General features: G+C 75.1%; 10 protein-coding genes. 4 read left to right on the forward strand and 6 right to left on the reverse strand.

Features of this window, described 5'->3' with window-relative positions; genetic code table 11:
• Positions 1-187: 187 nt before the first annotated feature.
• The gene (locus ACFRMQ_RS26630) at positions 188-1,720 is read right to left on the reverse strand and encodes an alpha/beta hydrolase family protein (protein WP_380733171.1); all 1,533 of its coding nucleotides are present in this window, start codon (positions 1,718-1,720) and stop codon (positions 188-190) included.
• 283 nt (positions 1,721-2,003) lie between these two features.
• On the opposite strand from ACFRMQ_RS26630, the gene ACFRMQ_RS26635 reads away from it, so the two are divergent.
• Entirely contained in the window at positions 2,004-3,221 is a 1,218-nt protein-coding gene (locus ACFRMQ_RS26635; RefSeq protein WP_380733172.1) for a sensor histidine kinase, read from the forward strand.
• Positions 3,218-3,880: a response regulator gene (locus tag ACFRMQ_RS26640; RefSeq protein WP_380733173.1), complete on the forward strand. Its 663-nt coding sequence runs from the start codon at positions 3,218-3,220 to the stop codon at positions 3,878-3,880. Before ACFRMQ_RS26635 ends, ACFRMQ_RS26640 begins: the two co-directional genes overlap by 4 nt.
• Before the next feature lie 120 nt (positions 3,881-4,000).
• Here the strand turns inward: ACFRMQ_RS26640 and ACFRMQ_RS26645 are convergent, their stop codons facing one another.
• Positions 4,001-4,414: a (2Fe-2S) ferredoxin domain-containing protein gene (locus ACFRMQ_RS26645; protein WP_380733174.1), complete on the reverse strand. Its 414-nt coding sequence runs from the start codon at positions 4,412-4,414 to the stop codon at positions 4,001-4,003.
• Positions 4,411-6,399, reverse strand: a complete 1,989-nt coding sequence (locus ACFRMQ_RS26650; protein ID WP_380733175.1) for a heavy metal translocating P-type ATPase — start codon at positions 6,397-6,399, stop codon at positions 4,411-4,413. The genes ACFRMQ_RS26645 and ACFRMQ_RS26650 overlap by 4 nt, the downstream gene beginning before the upstream one ends.
• A 104-nt stretch (positions 6,400-6,503) precedes the next feature.
• On the opposite strand from ACFRMQ_RS26650, the gene ACFRMQ_RS26655 reads away from it, so the two are divergent.
• On the forward strand, positions 6,504-6,911 hold the full coding sequence (locus ACFRMQ_RS26655) for an ArsR/SmtB family transcription factor (RefSeq protein ID WP_380733176.1): 408 nt from the start codon (positions 6,504-6,506) through the stop codon (positions 6,909-6,911).
• A 90-nt stretch (positions 6,912-7,001) separates the two neighbouring features.
• Here ACFRMQ_RS26655 and ACFRMQ_RS26660 read toward each other — a convergent pair whose 3' ends face one another.
• From ACFRMQ_RS26660 to ACFRMQ_RS26670, 3 genes are all read right to left on the reverse strand, one after another.
• Positions 7,002-7,991, reverse strand: coding sequence for a helix-turn-helix domain-containing protein (locus ACFRMQ_RS26660; protein ID WP_380733177.1), 990 nt, complete (start codon positions 7,989-7,991; stop codon positions 7,002-7,004).
• Between the two features lie 684 nt (positions 7,992-8,675).
• Entirely contained in the window at positions 8,676-9,716 is a 1,041-nt protein-coding gene (locus ACFRMQ_RS26665; RefSeq protein WP_380733178.1) for a helix-turn-helix domain-containing protein, read from the reverse strand.
• A gap of 23 nt (positions 9,717-9,739) precedes the next feature.
• Positions 9,740-10,771 (reverse strand): helix-turn-helix domain-containing protein, encoded by a 1,032-nt coding sequence (locus ACFRMQ_RS26670; RefSeq protein ID WP_380733179.1) that lies wholly within the window; start codon positions 10,769-10,771, stop codon positions 9,740-9,742.
• 198 nt (positions 10,772-10,969) lie between these two features.
• Between ACFRMQ_RS26670 and ACFRMQ_RS26675 the strand changes: the two genes are divergently transcribed.
• Positions 10,970-13,729 (forward strand): AAA family ATPase, encoded by a 2,760-nt coding sequence (locus ACFRMQ_RS26675; protein WP_380733180.1) that lies wholly within the window; start codon positions 10,970-10,972, stop codon positions 13,727-13,729.
• The last annotated feature ends 209 nt before the right edge of the window (positions 13,730-13,938 follow it).

Below are 13,938 nucleotides of genomic sequence, written 5' to 3' on the forward strand. Positions count from 1 at the left end.
CCCGGAGGAAGCCCTCGACTGCGCAGGTGACCTCTACCTCAGCGGATCGGTCATCTGATCAACACCCCTCAACGAACTTCTGCGGGGCAGCACTACAAGGAGCTGTGAGGCCCGTCCGCTCACGGAGCGCCGGGCAGGACGGTGCGGCGCCGCCCCGGTGCCACGGCGGCGCCGGGGCGGCGGACGGTCAGCGGCCGTCCGTGCCGGGGCGGCGGACGGTGAGGCTGCCGAAGGCGGAGAGCGCTGCGGCCGGGTCCCCGGCCCTGCCCCGGAGCGCGGCGTCCAGGAAGGCGAGGGTGGCTCCGGCGACGAGGCGAGGGCTGCCGGCGCGGCCCAGGCTGCCGACGATCGAGGGCACCGGCGGCAGGTACAGGGGGCCGTCCATGAAGGTGAGGTGGGCGGCGCCGGGGACGGTGAGCCGGTAGCTCGTCCCGGTGCCGGCCGCGAGCGCGTCGGTGAGACGGGGCAGGTAGCGCGGGTCGGTCGCCGGGGTGATCGCCTGGGTGAGCGCGAGCACCGGTTGGGCGAGGGCGGGCGAGACGGGGCCGTGGGGGAAGCCGTCCAGGTCGATGACGGCGGCGAACCGGTGGTCCTGCCGGGCCGCCTGGAGGGCGGCCGCGCCGCCCATGGAGTGGCCGGCCACCGCGGCCCGGCCGGTGTCCAGGCGCCCGGTCAACGGGTCGGCGTCGGCTCCCCGGTCCGGGCCGTCCGCGCGGTCCGGACCCGCCCCCCGGTCCAGGCCCTCCAGCCGGGTGAGGACGAAGCGGAGGTCGGCGGCCCGGACCGCGGTCCAGCCGGCCGCCAGTTCCTCGTCCTTGTCCGGATCGCCGCTGGAGGCGGTCTCGGTGGTGACCGTCCGGCCGTCGGCCAGGACGACGGCGGCCGAGTCGTACGGGTGGTCCAGGGCGGCGACCACGTAGCCGTGGCTGGCCAACTCCTCCGCCCAGGCGGTGTTCTGGGTGCGCACCCCGCCCGACCCGGGGGAGAACAGCACGACGGGGAACCGTCCCCCCGCGCCGTCCACCGGCGCGTCGAAGACCGCCCGGCTGCGGGCCCGCGGGACGCCGTCGACCAGGAAGCCCGGCAGTCCGACCCCACGGGCGAGGGCCTCGGAGACCGTACGCGCCTCCTGCTCCGTGCGCCCGAGGTACTGGGCCCGCGGCGCACCCGCCGGACTCCTGCGCGCCGGGTACCAGAGCTGGACCACGACCGTGCGCCGGTCGTCCGGATCGGCGGTGAAGGTCTCGGCGCGGTCCGGGTCCGTCCACTGCACCACCCGGGTACCGACCGCGAACCCGCCCGACGGCTCGGGGAACACCGGCACGGGAAAGGCCCACGCGGCCACCGGGCCGGCGGCGATCAGGCCCAGGCAGGCCGCCGATCCCGGCAGCGCCAGCCACCAGCGCGCCCGCCACGCCCGGCGGCCACCGCGGCGCCGCAGCAGGGGAGCGAGGGCGAACGGCGAGGCGAGGGCGGCGCCCGCCAGCACCGGCAGCAGCTGCCAGCGGAGCCCCGCCACGGCGGGGAGCCCGAGCGCGGACAGTGCGAAGAGCGCCCCCGCCGCGATCGTGACGCGCGGGCGGAGGCCGGGCGGCAGCCAGCGCGCCACCACCAGCGCGACGGCGCCCAGCAGGGCGAGGATTTCCAGGGGGGACAGCTGAGGTCCCGTCATGATCTCGGTCACCCGGCCATGCTCGGCGCCGGGCCCGCGCCGCCGCATCGGCCCCGGGGCGCCGCCGGATGCGACCGGGGTTGCTGTTCGCGGAAGGCCCCGTACGACCGGAGCAGCACACGGGCGCGCCGGATCCGCCATCGCGCTGCGACCACGGGAGGCACCGGGACTCCTCCTGCGGTCGTACCCCGGCACGGTGGCATCAGCCGGTGGGCTCATGCGCCCCACGGGGCCCGCGGCCTACCGTGGCAGGAACGCGACGCGTATCCGGTGGTACGCGCCGGCGGCCCCGCCCGGGGCCGCCGCGATGCCCGACCGGCAGGGAGGTGTGATGAGCGAGGTGGCCGCTCAACCCGGCGATGTCCAGGGCCTGTTGCGGCTCCCGACCCGGCTGAGGTGGACGAGGGCGGCCTCCCGGCTGCCGCCCCTGGTGTGGGACTCGCTGCCGGCGGCGCTGCTGCTCCTCAACGTCGTCACCACCCGCGCCCCGCACGAGGTGCCGGTGGCCGCCGCCCTCACCGCCGCCCTCACGCTGCCCCTGCTGTGGCGCCGCCGCGCCCCGCTCACGGTGTTCGGAGCCATCGCGGCCGCGGCCTTCGCCCAGTGGCTGACGAACATCCAACTTCCGGCGGACATCGCCCTGTTGGTGGCGCTCTACACGGTGGCCGCGCGCTCGGACCGGCGCGGCACGCTGGTCGCCGCCACCGTCACCCAGGCCGGAGTCCTGCTGGCCTGCCTGCGCTGGGCGGCCGACGGCGCGTTCCTGACCCCCTTCGTCGCGGCCACCGCGACGACCGTCGCCGCCGCCGTCCTCGGCGTCAACGTCCGCACCACGCGCGCCTACCTCGCCGCCCTGGAGGAACGGGCCGGCCGCCTGGAACGGGAACAGGAGCAACAGGCGCGGCTGGCCGTCGCCGAGGAACGCACCCGCATCGCCCGGGAGATGCACGACATCGTCACCCACAACCTGTCCGTCATGGTCGCGCTCACCGACGCCGCGCTCTGCACCCAGCACGCGGCCCCCGACCGGACCACCGCCGCGATGCACCAGGTCTCCGAGACGGGCCGGCAGGCCCTGACCGACATGCGCCGCACCCTGGGCGTCCTGCGCACCGACGAACCGGACGCCGAGCGCCACCCGCTGCCCGGCATCGCCCAACTGGAGGCCCTCGCCGACCAGATGGGCGCCGCCGGGCTGCCGACCCGCCTCGACGTCCACGGCGGCCACGGCCACGTCCCCGCCACCGCCCAGCTCACCGTCTACCGCCTGGTACAGGAAGCCTTGACCAACACCCTCAAGCACACGCCCGCCGGCACCCGCGCGAAGGTCCGGATCCAGTGCTCGGCCGCCGCCGTCGCCGTGGACGTCACCGACAGCGGCCCCCGCCGGCCGCGCCCCGCCGCCGCGCCCCCGTCCGGCCACGGCATCCCCGGCATGCGCGAGCGCTCGGCCGCCTACGGCGGGACGCTGCGGGCCGGACCGCTCCCGGGCGGCGGCTGGGAGGTCCACACCCGCCTGCGCCTCGACGGAGCGGGGGCGTCCGCATGACGATCCGCGTCCTGATCGCCGACGACGAGGCGCTGCTGCGCATGGCCTTCGCCACCGTCCTGGAGGCCCAGCCCGACATCGAACCGGTCGGTGAGGCCGCGGACGGCGCCCAGGCCGTCCGCCTCGCCCGGGAGCTGCGCCCCGACGTCGTCCTCATGGACGTCCGGATGCCGAGGACCGACGGGATCGAGGCCACCCGGCAGGTCATCGCGGTCTCCCCGCGCACCAAGGTGCTGATCCTCACCACCTTCGACCTCGACGCGTACGCCTTCGCCGGACTCAACGCCGGGGCCTCGGGCTTCCTGCTGAAGAACGTCAGGCCCCGGGAACTCCTCACCGCGATCCGCGACGTCGCCGCGGGCGACGCGGTGGTCTCCCCGCGGATCACCCGGCGCCTGCTGGACAACCTCCGCCCGCACCTCCCCGACGGCCGCAACCCCGAGCACGACGAGCGGCTGGGCCGGCTCAGCGCCCGCGAACGCGAGGTGCTCGTCCAGGTGGGCCGCGGCCTGTCCAACGCCGAGATCGCGGCCACCCTCCACCTCGCGGAGGCGACCGTGAAGTCCCACCTGGGGCGCGTCCTGCACAAGCTCGACCTCCGCGACCGGATCCAGGCCGTGGTCTTCGCCTACGAGAGCCGCCTCGTCCACCCGGGCTGACGGCGCCGGACCCGCGCGGCTGGGCCGGGCCGGTTCGCTCGGCCCTGTTCGCTCGGCCCGGTTCGTACGACGAAGGCTCCACCCCCGGTGCGTGGGTGGAGCCTTCGGTGTCGGTCCGCTTCAGCTGTCGATCTGCCGGCTGACGCGGCGCGAGGGGCTGAACGCGTAGAGGTCGAGGACGCCGGGCGGGTCGGCGAGGCCGGGGCCGCCGGCCCGGACCCAGGCGGTGATGTCGGCGGCGGCGTCGGGGTCGTTGACGAGGCCGAGCCAGACGGGGCGGCCGCCGGCCTCGCGGCCCTCGGGGGAGGGCTGGACGACGATGACGTTGGCCTGCTCGCAGGCGTCCAGGCAGTCGGTGGGCCGCACGTTCGCGACCCCGGCGAGGGAGTCGCGCAGGTCGGTGAGCTGGGCGCGGTGGTCCAGGCCCGGGACCTTGGGGGTGCCGCAGCAGCAGCCCCGGCAGACGGTGACGGTGCAGCGGGCCGCCGCCCCCTGGGCGGGGGCGGCGGTCGGCTTGCGGGTGCGCTTGCTCATCGGCGGCCCTCGGCGCGGGCCCGGGTCCAGGCGGCTTCGCGCAGCAGGCGCAGGCCGTTGAGGCCGACGATGACGGTGGAGCCCTCGTGGCCGAGGACGCCGAGGGGCAGCGGGAGGGTGGCCACCAGGTCCCAGACCACCAGCACCGTGATGAACACCGAGGCGATCACCAGGTTCTGCACCACGAAGGAGCGGGCGCGGCGGGAGAGGGCGACGACGGCGGGGACGGTGGCGAGTTCGTCGCGCACGATCACGGCGTCGGCGGTCTCCAGGGCGAGGTCGGAGCCGGCCCGGCCCATGGCGATGCCGGTGTGGGCGGCGGCCAGCGCCGGGGCGTCGTTGACGCCGTCGCCGATGACCAGGACCTTGCGGCCGGCGCTCTCCTGCTCGCGAACGGCGGTGACCTTGTCCTGGGGCAGCAGGCCGGCCCGCACGTCGGTGATGCCGACCTCGGCGGCGAGGCGGGCGGCGGCGCGCGGGTTGTCGCCGGTGACCAGCATCGGCGCGGTGCCCGTCAGGGCGGTGAGCGCGGTGACGGTGGCGGCGGCGTCCGGGCGCAGGCGGTCGGCGATGCCGAGCACGCCGACCGGGACGCCGTCCACCTCGACCAGGACGGCGGTGCGGCCGCCGTCCTCCAGCTCGCCGACGACGGCGGCGTGGGCGGAGAGGGGGCCGGCCGGCAGCCGGGCCGGGGCGCCGACCGCGACGGCGCGGCCCTCGACGGTGGCGGTCACGCCGATGCCGGGGGCGGAGGCGAAGTCCTCGGCCGTGGCCAGGGCCAGGCCCCGGGCGCGGGCGGCGTCGACGACGGCGCGGGCGAGCGGGTGCTCGCTGGGGTGTTCGGCGGCGGCCGCCAGCGCCAGCAGTTCGTCCTCGGTGAGGCCGGAGCCGGTCAGGGGGTGGACGTCGGTGACGCGGGGGGTGCCCTCGGTGAGGGTGCCGGTCTTGTCGAGCGCGACGGCGTCGACCTGGCCGAGCCGTTCCATGACGACGGCGGACTTGACGAGCACGCCGTGCCGGCCGGCGTTGGCGATCGCGGACAGCAGCGGCGGCATGGTGGCCAGGACCACCGCGCACGGCGAGGCGACGATCATGAAGGTCATCGCCCGCAGCAGCGAGCCGGTGAACGCCGCGCCGAAGGCCAGCGGCACCGCGAACACCGCCAGGGTGGCGACGACCATGCCGATCGAGTACCGCTGCTCGACCTTCTCGATGAACAGCTGGGTGGGTGCCTTGGTCTCGGAGGCCTCCTCGACCATCTTCACGATCCGGGCGATCACCGAGTCCGAGGCGTCCCGCTCGACCTTCACCCGCAGCGCGCCGGTGCCGTTCAGCGTGCCGGCGAACACCTCGTCGCCCGTCCCCTTGGCCACGGGCAGCGGTTCGCCGGTGATGGTGGCCTGGTCGACCTCGCTCGCGCCGTCCAGGACCCGGCCGTCGGCGCCGATCCGCTCGCCGGGACGCACCAGGACGGTGTCGCCGACGGCGAGCCGTTCGGTCGGGACGCTCTCCTCGGTGCCGTCGTCCAGCAGCCGGGTCGCGGTGGCGGGCGCGAGGTCGAGCAGACCGCGCACCGAGTCGGCGGTGCGGGCGGTGGCGATGGCCTCCAGGGCGCCGGAGGTGGCGAAGATGACGATCAGCAGAGCGCCGTCCATCACCTGGCCGACCGCCGCCGCGCCGAGCGCGGCGACGATCATCAGCAGGTCGACGTCGAGGGACTTCTCGCGCAGTGCCTGGAGGCCGGCCCAGGCCGGCTCCCAGCCGCCGGTGGCGTAGGCGAGCGCGTACAGCGGCCCCCACGCCCAGGCGGGGGCGCCGGTCAGCTGGAGCGGCAGCGCGATCAGGAACAGCAGCAGCGCGGCGGCGGCCCAGCGGGCCTCGGGCAGCGCGAAGATCCGGGTGCGCCGCCGTGGGGCGACACCGGTGACACCGGCGGCCGCGGCGGCCGCCTCGGGGGCGGGGCGCTCGATCAGGGTGGAGGACATGGCAGGCAGGACCCTTCGCGCAGGCCATGGGCAGGAGTGACGACCAGATCCACCATACAGGAATACATGAACACCCATTCAAGTGTTGTCTGTAGTATTGGCGCATGGGTCATGGAGCCGCTCCCGCGAAGAACGCCGTCCCGCGCACGCGCCTGGACGCGGACAACGCCGCCCGGGTGGCGACCACCCTGCAGGCCCTGGCCACCCCGTCCCGCCTGCTGATCCTCGCCCGCCTGCGCGAAGGGCCCTGCGCGGCCACCGACCTCGCCCACGCCGTCGGCATGGAGCAGTCCGCCTGCTCCCACCAGCTGCGGCTGCTGCGCAACCTCGGCCTGGTCACCGGCACCCGGCAGGGCCGCTCGGTGGTCTACGCGCTGTACGACAACCACGTCGCCGAACTCCTCGACCAGGCCGTCTACCACACCGAGCACCTGCGCCTCGGGCTCAGCGACGCGGCCGGCGCCGAGGACGCGGACCTCGTGGACGGCCTGGCGGCCCAGCCGGCGCCCTGACCGGCCGTCCGGGCCTCCGCGCCACCCGGGGCGGACCGCCGCACCGTCCGGGCGGAGGCCGGGGGGCGCCGCGCACCCGGCCGGGAACCGTCAGACGCGACCGAGGGACGCGTCCGCGGTGACGGCACCGCCGAAGCGGCGCCACTCGGACGGGGACATCCCGTGGGCCGCCTGGAAGCGGCGGCTGAAGTGGCTGGGGCTGCTGAATCCGCAGCGGGCGGCGACCGCCGCGATGGTCAGGCGGTCGTAGCTCCGGGAGGCGAGCATGCGCTGTGCCTTGCCGAGCCGTTCCTCGATCAGCCACTGTTCCAGGCTGATCCCCGCCGCGTTGAGCAGGGTGTAGAGGCGGCGCACCGAGACGGCGTGCTCCGCCGCGATCCGCTCCGGTGTCAGTTCGCGGTCGGCGAGGTGGGATCGCGCGTAGGCCATGATCCGGGTGAGGAGGGTTTCGTCCATCGTGGCCTTGACCTCGACGCTCTGTTCGGCGTGCGCGGCCGACAGCAGCAGCGCGCGGACGAGGTCCGTCGTGGCGGATCCGAGGGCCGGGGCGCCGGGGTCGGCCTCCAGGCGGTCGGGGTCGCGGTGCAGGCCCCGCAGGTGGTCGAGGACCAGGTCGTGGAGGGGGCTGGCGCGCAGTCGCAGGGAGGCCCGCACGACGGCGTCGACCGGCACGTCGAGGCGGTGCATGTCGAACATGACGACCTGGGAGGCGCCGTCGCCGGACCAGCCGTAGGTGCGGGGTGACAGCTCGTGGAAGACGCAGATGTCGTCGGGGCCCAGGAGGCGCTGCCGGCCGGCGACCTCGGCGCGGTGGATGCCCCGGGTCTGGAGGGAGACCGAGACGACGGGATTGTCCCGGTGGTGGTGCACGTGGTTGTTCGTGCGCCGGACCTCGAAGCCCGAGTTCCGGGTGGCGAAGAGGTCCAGACCGCCGACGCGCCACGCCTGCATGCGCGCGTGGATGCCGGTCTCCGGCTCCTCGTGGGCGACGTCGTTGGGTACCCGGGTGTCCGTCAGCGCGTCGTGGAAGGCGTCCACGCGCTCACGGGGCGGGACGGTCTTGAGGTCGATCAGCAGCACGCACAACTCCCGGAAGGACTGAATTCGGCCAGTCTGCCCGAGAGGTGAGTGCTGTCGAGGGCGGACGGCATGAGGGGGTGGGGGGAGTCACGGGCCGCCAGGAGGGCCCGGAAGCCAGGGCTCGCGCCTCGCGGCGCGGGGCGGTCCGCCCGGTGGAACGTGCCTCGGGAACCGGTCCGGACGCCACCCGCGTGAACACCCGCGACGGCTGCGCGGGGCGGGGGCGAGGGCGTGGCCGCGAGGAACGCCGCTGTTGTCCGCGTGGCCCCGGCCCTCCCCTCGGTGGCGGTGAACTCCTTTGCCGAAAAGGTGAGTTCGCGAATTCTCGGTGCGACCTCCGAGCTGCCCGACCCCCGTTCGGCGGCGGGTGGCGGCACCCGTGGGAGGAGGCCGCGTCCAAGCCTGCGGCCCGTGGTCCGCCGGCCGGTGCGGGTACGTCGGCACCCACCCGTCGGTGTCGAGGACGTGGCGAGAAGGACGGGCCAGTCCGCCCGGCGGCGCCGGACCGATGTGAGGACACCCGCCGTGCGGGCGTGCGCGGACGGTCGGATCCCCGTGCGCCCCCGGCACACCGGGACGCCGGACACGACCTCGGTGCCCGCCACGCGGAGCCGAAGCGGAGTCGAAGCGGAAGCGCTCGCGTGCGACCGGCAGGTGACCGGTGGTCAGGACCGCGACGGCGGTTCAGCCGTCCCGGTGCGCGGGGTGGGCACCGGCCTGCCAGTCCCGCGGCGTCATGCCGTACGCCGCGCGGAAGGCACGGGTGAAGTGGCTGGAGTTGGCGAAGCCCCAGCGCCGGGCGATCCCCGCCACCCCGATCTCCCTGGCCATCGGCCGCAGCAGGTCCCGGCTGCAGCGCTCCAGCCGCCGCGCCCGGATCCACCCGCCGACCGTGGCACCCTCCAGCTGGAACAGCTTGTGGAGGAGGCGGACGGACACGAAGTTCGCCTCCGCGATCGTGGACGGTGACAGGTCCGGATCGCGGAGGTTGCGCAGGATGTACTCCTTGATCCGCTCGGAGGAGGCCGCCGTCCGGGAATCCCGCGGCCGGGAACGCCCGGCCCGGTCGTCGACGAACAGCGCCAGCAGGTCGAGCGCCGTGGCCGCGGCCCGGCGCCCGACGGCCTCGTCCAGCTCCGCCGCCTCGTGCGCCATCTTCGACAGGTAGGCCGTCAGCAGCGCGGCGCTGCCCTCGCTCCCGTCGAACGCCGTGGCGGTGAGTGCCCGCAGGTCCCTCTCGGGCACGTCCAGTTCGGCGCGGGGGAAGTGGAAGGACGTGAAGGCGAACTCCTCCTCGATCCTCTTCCGGAAGACCCGGGAGGTGTCGGTGATGGAGAACCCGCCGGGCCGGACGACCGTCTCCCTGCCGTCCTGCTCCTTGAGGGCGGTGCCCCGCTCCTGGAGGCTGAGGACGAGCGTCGGCGAGTCGCCGTCGGCGATCAGGTGCCTGCCGCGGGTCACCGCCTGGGGCCCGGCCTGGATCCTGGAGATCCGCACGGGACCCAGCCGGTGGCTGACGATCTCCCCGGGCGAGGGCACCTCCTCCAGGAAGTCCACGGTCATCGGCACGAAGGCGTGGGAGACGGCGTCCCGCCAGCTCTCCGCCCGGTCGGAGGCGGACAGCGACGCGGTGGACAGTGACGTGGTGGACAGCGACGCGGTGGACAGTGACGTGGTGGAGAGGGACGCGGTGGAGAGGGATGCGGTGGAGAGGGATGCGGACACCGGGTTCTCCTCGGGTCGACGGGTCATCGGGCCACCGGGCCCCGGGTGTTCCGCGGACCGGCCGGCTCGGTGCCGCCGCGGGTGTCGCGCCACCGGCTCGGTGAGATGCCGTACGAGGCGCGGAAGAGCCGGCTGAAGTGGGCCGGATCGGTGAAGCCCCAGCGCTGGGCCACGCCGGAGACCGTGCTGTCGCCGCCGTCCTCGCGGGTGAGGTCCTCGGCGCTGGCCTGGAGCCGGCGGCGCTGGATCAGGCGGCTGACGGTGGTCCCCTCCCCTTCGAAGATCTTGTGGAGGGAGCGCACCGAGATGCCGTGCGCGGCCGCGATCGTCTTCGGCCCGAGCTCCGGATCCTTGAGGTGCCGGTCCACGTGGGCGTGGATCTCCCAGATCCGGGCGTGACGGGAGTCCTCCGTGGCCGGCGCGTCCCGGGAGGCCTGCCGGGTGAGGAGGGAGGCCTGCTCGGTGACGAGGGTGGCCACCAGGTCGGCGAAGTGGCACGCCAGCCGGCCGGCGGCGGGCCCCGGACAGTCCTCGGCCCTCTCGGCCAGGGTCAGCAGGGACTGCTTGACCAGGGCGGCCACCGGGCCGCCGGGGTCGGCGACGGTGGCCGTCACCCGTTCCAGCTGCTCGTCGCGCACGCCGAAGGCCCGCCGGGGGAGCAGGCACACCCTGACGTCCACTCCGTCCGGGTAGTCGACCACATGGGGGGTCTCCGTGTACCAGAAGGAGACCGCTCCCGCGGGGACCTCGACCGTCCGGCCGTCCTGTCGCACCACGGCACCGGTGGCCCCCATGACGGCGACCACGAAGAACCCCTCGGCCTGCCGGGTACCCCGGGCGATCTCCCGGGGGCCGCGGGTGTAGCGGCGGGGGCCGGCTTCCGTCGTGATGAAGAGCAGGTGCCCCAGCTGCCGGGTCGTCATCAGGCCCGGGTCCGACGCGGGCTCGTCCGAGGCGACCGTCACGGGCACGGCGGCGATCGAGACGGCCCGGCTCCAGCGACGGCCGGTGTTCCCGTCCTCCGGGAACCCGGCCGGTTCGGTCACGGATGTCATGGGTCCTCTCCCTCCGGTCGGCGTGGCATCCAGCATGGAACACGGGATGACTTACGTCGGTGGCCGAATGACTGGGAAGCGACTGTCGCTGATGTGTCGCCGGACACATGACCCTGAGCGCATTCCGACTGTGCAATGCGTGCACCTACACTGCAACGGTCCAGGTCAGAGCACTGGCGCAGGCGCAGAGGGAACGAGATGTCAGGCACCACACTGTTCGGCCGGGACGAGGAGCTGGCGACCGTCGACGCACTGGTCGACGCCCTGCCCGAGCGTGGCGACGCGCTGCTGGTCCACGGGGCCCCCGGGGCCGGCAAGTCCGCAGTCCTGGACCACGCCGCCGCCCGGGCCCGCGCGCGCGGCTTCACCGTCCTCAGGGCCTCGGGTGTCCAGGCCGAGAGCGATCTGCCGTTCGCGGGGCTGCACCAGCTGACCCACACCGTGACGGACCGCCTCCCACGTCTGCCCGTTCCCCAGGCGCAGGCGCTGCTGGGGGCCTTCGGCATGGCGGAGCCCTCCCGGAACGCCTCCCGGTTCTTCCTGATCGCGCTGGCCACCCTGGGCCTGCTCGGCGAGGCGGCCGCCGACGCCCCCGTCCTGCTGGTCGTGGACGACGCCCAGTGGCTGGACACACCGACCCTGGACGTCCTCGCCTTCGTCGCACGCCGCGTCGGCGCCGAACCCGTCGGCCTGCTCGTCGCCGTCCGCGAGGACCGTACGGCGTGGCGGGGCGCCCCCGAGGTCCGCGAGCTGCGCCTCAAGCCCTTGGAGCCGAGCGCGGCCGACGCCCTGCTGGCCGCCCGCAGCCCCGCTCTCGCCCCGGGGACGCGCCGCCTGGTGGCGCGGATGTCGGCCGGCAATCCCCTCGCTTTGACCGAGCTGCCCGTCACCCTGGGCGCGGACGGGGAGCCCAGGGAGTCCGCGCTGTCGCCCGGGCTCCCCCTCACCGCCCGACTGGAGCGGGCCTTCTCCTCACGGCCGGCCGGCCTTCCGTCCGACACCCGCCTCGCGCTGCTCGTCGCGGCCACCGCCGACGACGGCGCGCTGACCGAGGTGCTCGCCGCGGCTTCGGCCCTGACGGGCACCGAGGTGTCCGTACGGTCCCTGGAGCCCGCCATCGCCGCGGGTCTGGTACGCGTCGACGGGTTCCGGATCGACTTCACCCACCCGCTGGTGCCTTCCGCCGTCCTGGGCGAGGCCTCGCTCGCGGACCGTCTCGCCGCCCACGACGCGCTGGCCCGCACCCTCCAGGGGCAGCCCGACCGGCAGGCGTGGCACCGGGCCGCGGCCGGCGGCCGTCCCGACGAGGCGGTGGCACGGCAACTGGACCGGGCGGCTCTCGGCGCGCGGGAGCGCGGTGCCGCGGCGGTGGCCCTGACGGCGCTGGAACGCGCCACCGCGCTGAGCGAGCTTCCCTCGGACAGCGTGGCCCGGCTCCTCGGCGCGGCCGAACTGCGCTTCGAACTCGGCCGGGCGGACCGCGTGTCGGAGCTGCTCCAGCAGGCCGAATCGCTGGGCCCGGACGTGCTGGAGCGGGCCCGCGTGGTCCTGCTGCGCGAATGGCTGGAGTCGGAGTCCGACACCAGCACGTCCCGGATCCACCTGCTGATCGCCACGGCCGGGCAGGCCGCCGAGGCCGGTGATCCCGAACTCGCGCTGCGGCTGCTGCGCGTGGCCGCGTGGCGGTGCTGGTGGGGGGACCCGGGGCGGGAACTGCGGGAGCGCGTCGTGACGGCCGCGGAGCGGCTGCCCGTCCCGGAACTCCACCCGGACCTGGTGTGCACGCTGGCGGGGGCCGCCCCGCTGGAGGCGTCGGCGACGGTGATCGACCGGCTGCGGCGCATCGAACGCGAGGGCGGGTACGACGTCGTGACCGCCGCCACCCTGGGCAACGCGGCCATCATGGTGAACGCGTTCGACCAGGTCACCGGGTTCGCCCGCCACGCGGCGGACGGACTGCGCCGACAGGGGCGTCGGGGCCCGCTGACCAAGACGCTGGTGCTCCTCGCCCTCGCCACCGTGCACACCGTCGACTGGGAGACCGGACTCCCGGCGGCGGCCGAGGCCGCCCGGCTGGCCGAGGAGACCGCGCAACCGCGCTGGCTGACGGGTGCGCGGGTGGCGAAGGCCCAGTTCGCCGCGCTGCGCGGGGACCTGGACACCGCGCTGGTCGCGATCGGCGAGGCGGAGGGACAGGGGCTGACCGTGGTCGACCCCTCCAAGCTCGCGTACATCCAGATCACCCGTGGCCTGATCGGCCTCGCCGCGGGCCGTTTCGCCGAGGCGTTCTCCTGCGTCTGGCGGGTCTTCGACCCGGCCGATCCCTCCTACCACCCGTTCATGCAGACCATGGCCATCACCGAGCTGGCCGAGGCCGCCACCGGCGACGACCACCGCGCCATGGCGAGGGCCGCCCTGCGGCAGCTCCTCACGTCCGCCGGGACGAGCGAGGTCCAGATGATCCGGGTGAGCCTGGGATTCGCCCAGGCGCTGCTCGCCGACGACGAGGACGCCGAGGAGCGGTTCCGGGCGGCGTTCGACCTGGACATGTCCCGTACGCCCTTCGTCCGCGCCCGGCTGATGCTCGCCTACGGCACCTGGCTGCGGCGCCGCCGCCGGGTGATGGAGGCCCGCGATCCGCTGCGGATCGCCCGGGAGTCCTTCGCGGCGATGGGCGTGGAGCCCTGGCGCGAGCGGGCGGCCCAGGAGCTGCGCTCGGCCGGCGAGGGCAGCAAGGGCGGCAAGGGCGGCAAGGGTCAGGGCCGCCCGGACCGGGAGCTGCTCACGCCCCAGGAGGTCCAGATCGCCCAGTTGGCGGCGCAGGGGCTCTCCAACAAGGAGATCGGCCGGCAGCTGCTCCTGTCGCCCCGGACGATCGGCACCCATCTGTACCGGATCTTCCCGAAGCTCGGGATCACCTCGCGCAGCCAACTGGGCGAGAAGCTGGGCACGGACTGAGCGCGACCCGTCCGGTGGGCGGGCGCGGGCGCGGGCGCTGCCGCGATGTTCCGGCGGTGCACCGCGGTCGGACACTCCGCGCACCGATCGCGGGATGTTCGGGTGTTCCCCGGGCTCGTTTCCACCCCGCCCGGCCGGGCCGGCGGTCGGCGAGCGGTACGTCCGCGGGGGTGCCCCGGTGGTCGCCGGAATTCCGTCCTGCCGGGTGA

This window comes from Kitasatospora sp. NPDC056783 (assembly GCF_042789895.1).
GTDB lineage: Bacteria > Actinomycetota > Actinomycetes > Streptomycetales > Streptomycetaceae > Kitasatospora.

Coding starts and splice junctions, on each gene's coding strand:
- ACFRMQ_RS26630 (WP_380733171.1), bottom strand. CDS start 1,720: ATGCGGCGGCGCGGGCCCGGCGCCGAGCATGGCCGGGTGACCGAGATC.
- ACFRMQ_RS26635 (WP_380733172.1), top strand. CDS start 2,004: ATGAGCGAGGTGGCCGCTCAACCCGGCGATGTCCAGGGCCTGTTGCGG.
- ACFRMQ_RS26640 (WP_380733173.1), top strand. CDS start 3,218: ATGACGATCCGCGTCCTGATCGCCGACGACGAGGCGCTGCTGCGCATG.
- ACFRMQ_RS26645 (WP_380733174.1), bottom strand. CDS start 4,414: ATGAGCAAGCGCACCCGCAAGCCGACCGCCGCCCCCGCCCAGGGGGCG.
- ACFRMQ_RS26650 (WP_380733175.1), bottom strand. CDS start 6,399: ATGTCCTCCACCCTGATCGAGCGCCCCGCCCCCGAGGCGGCCGCCGCG.
- ACFRMQ_RS26655 (WP_380733176.1), top strand. CDS start 6,504: ATGGGTCATGGAGCCGCTCCCGCGAAGAACGCCGTCCCGCGCACGCGC.
- ACFRMQ_RS26670 (WP_380733179.1), bottom strand. CDS start 10,771: ATGACATCCGTGACCGAACCGGCCGGGTTCCCGGAGGACGGGAACACC.
- ACFRMQ_RS26675 (WP_380733180.1), top strand. CDS start 10,970: ATGTCAGGCACCACACTGTTCGGCCGGGACGAGGAGCTGGCGACCGTC.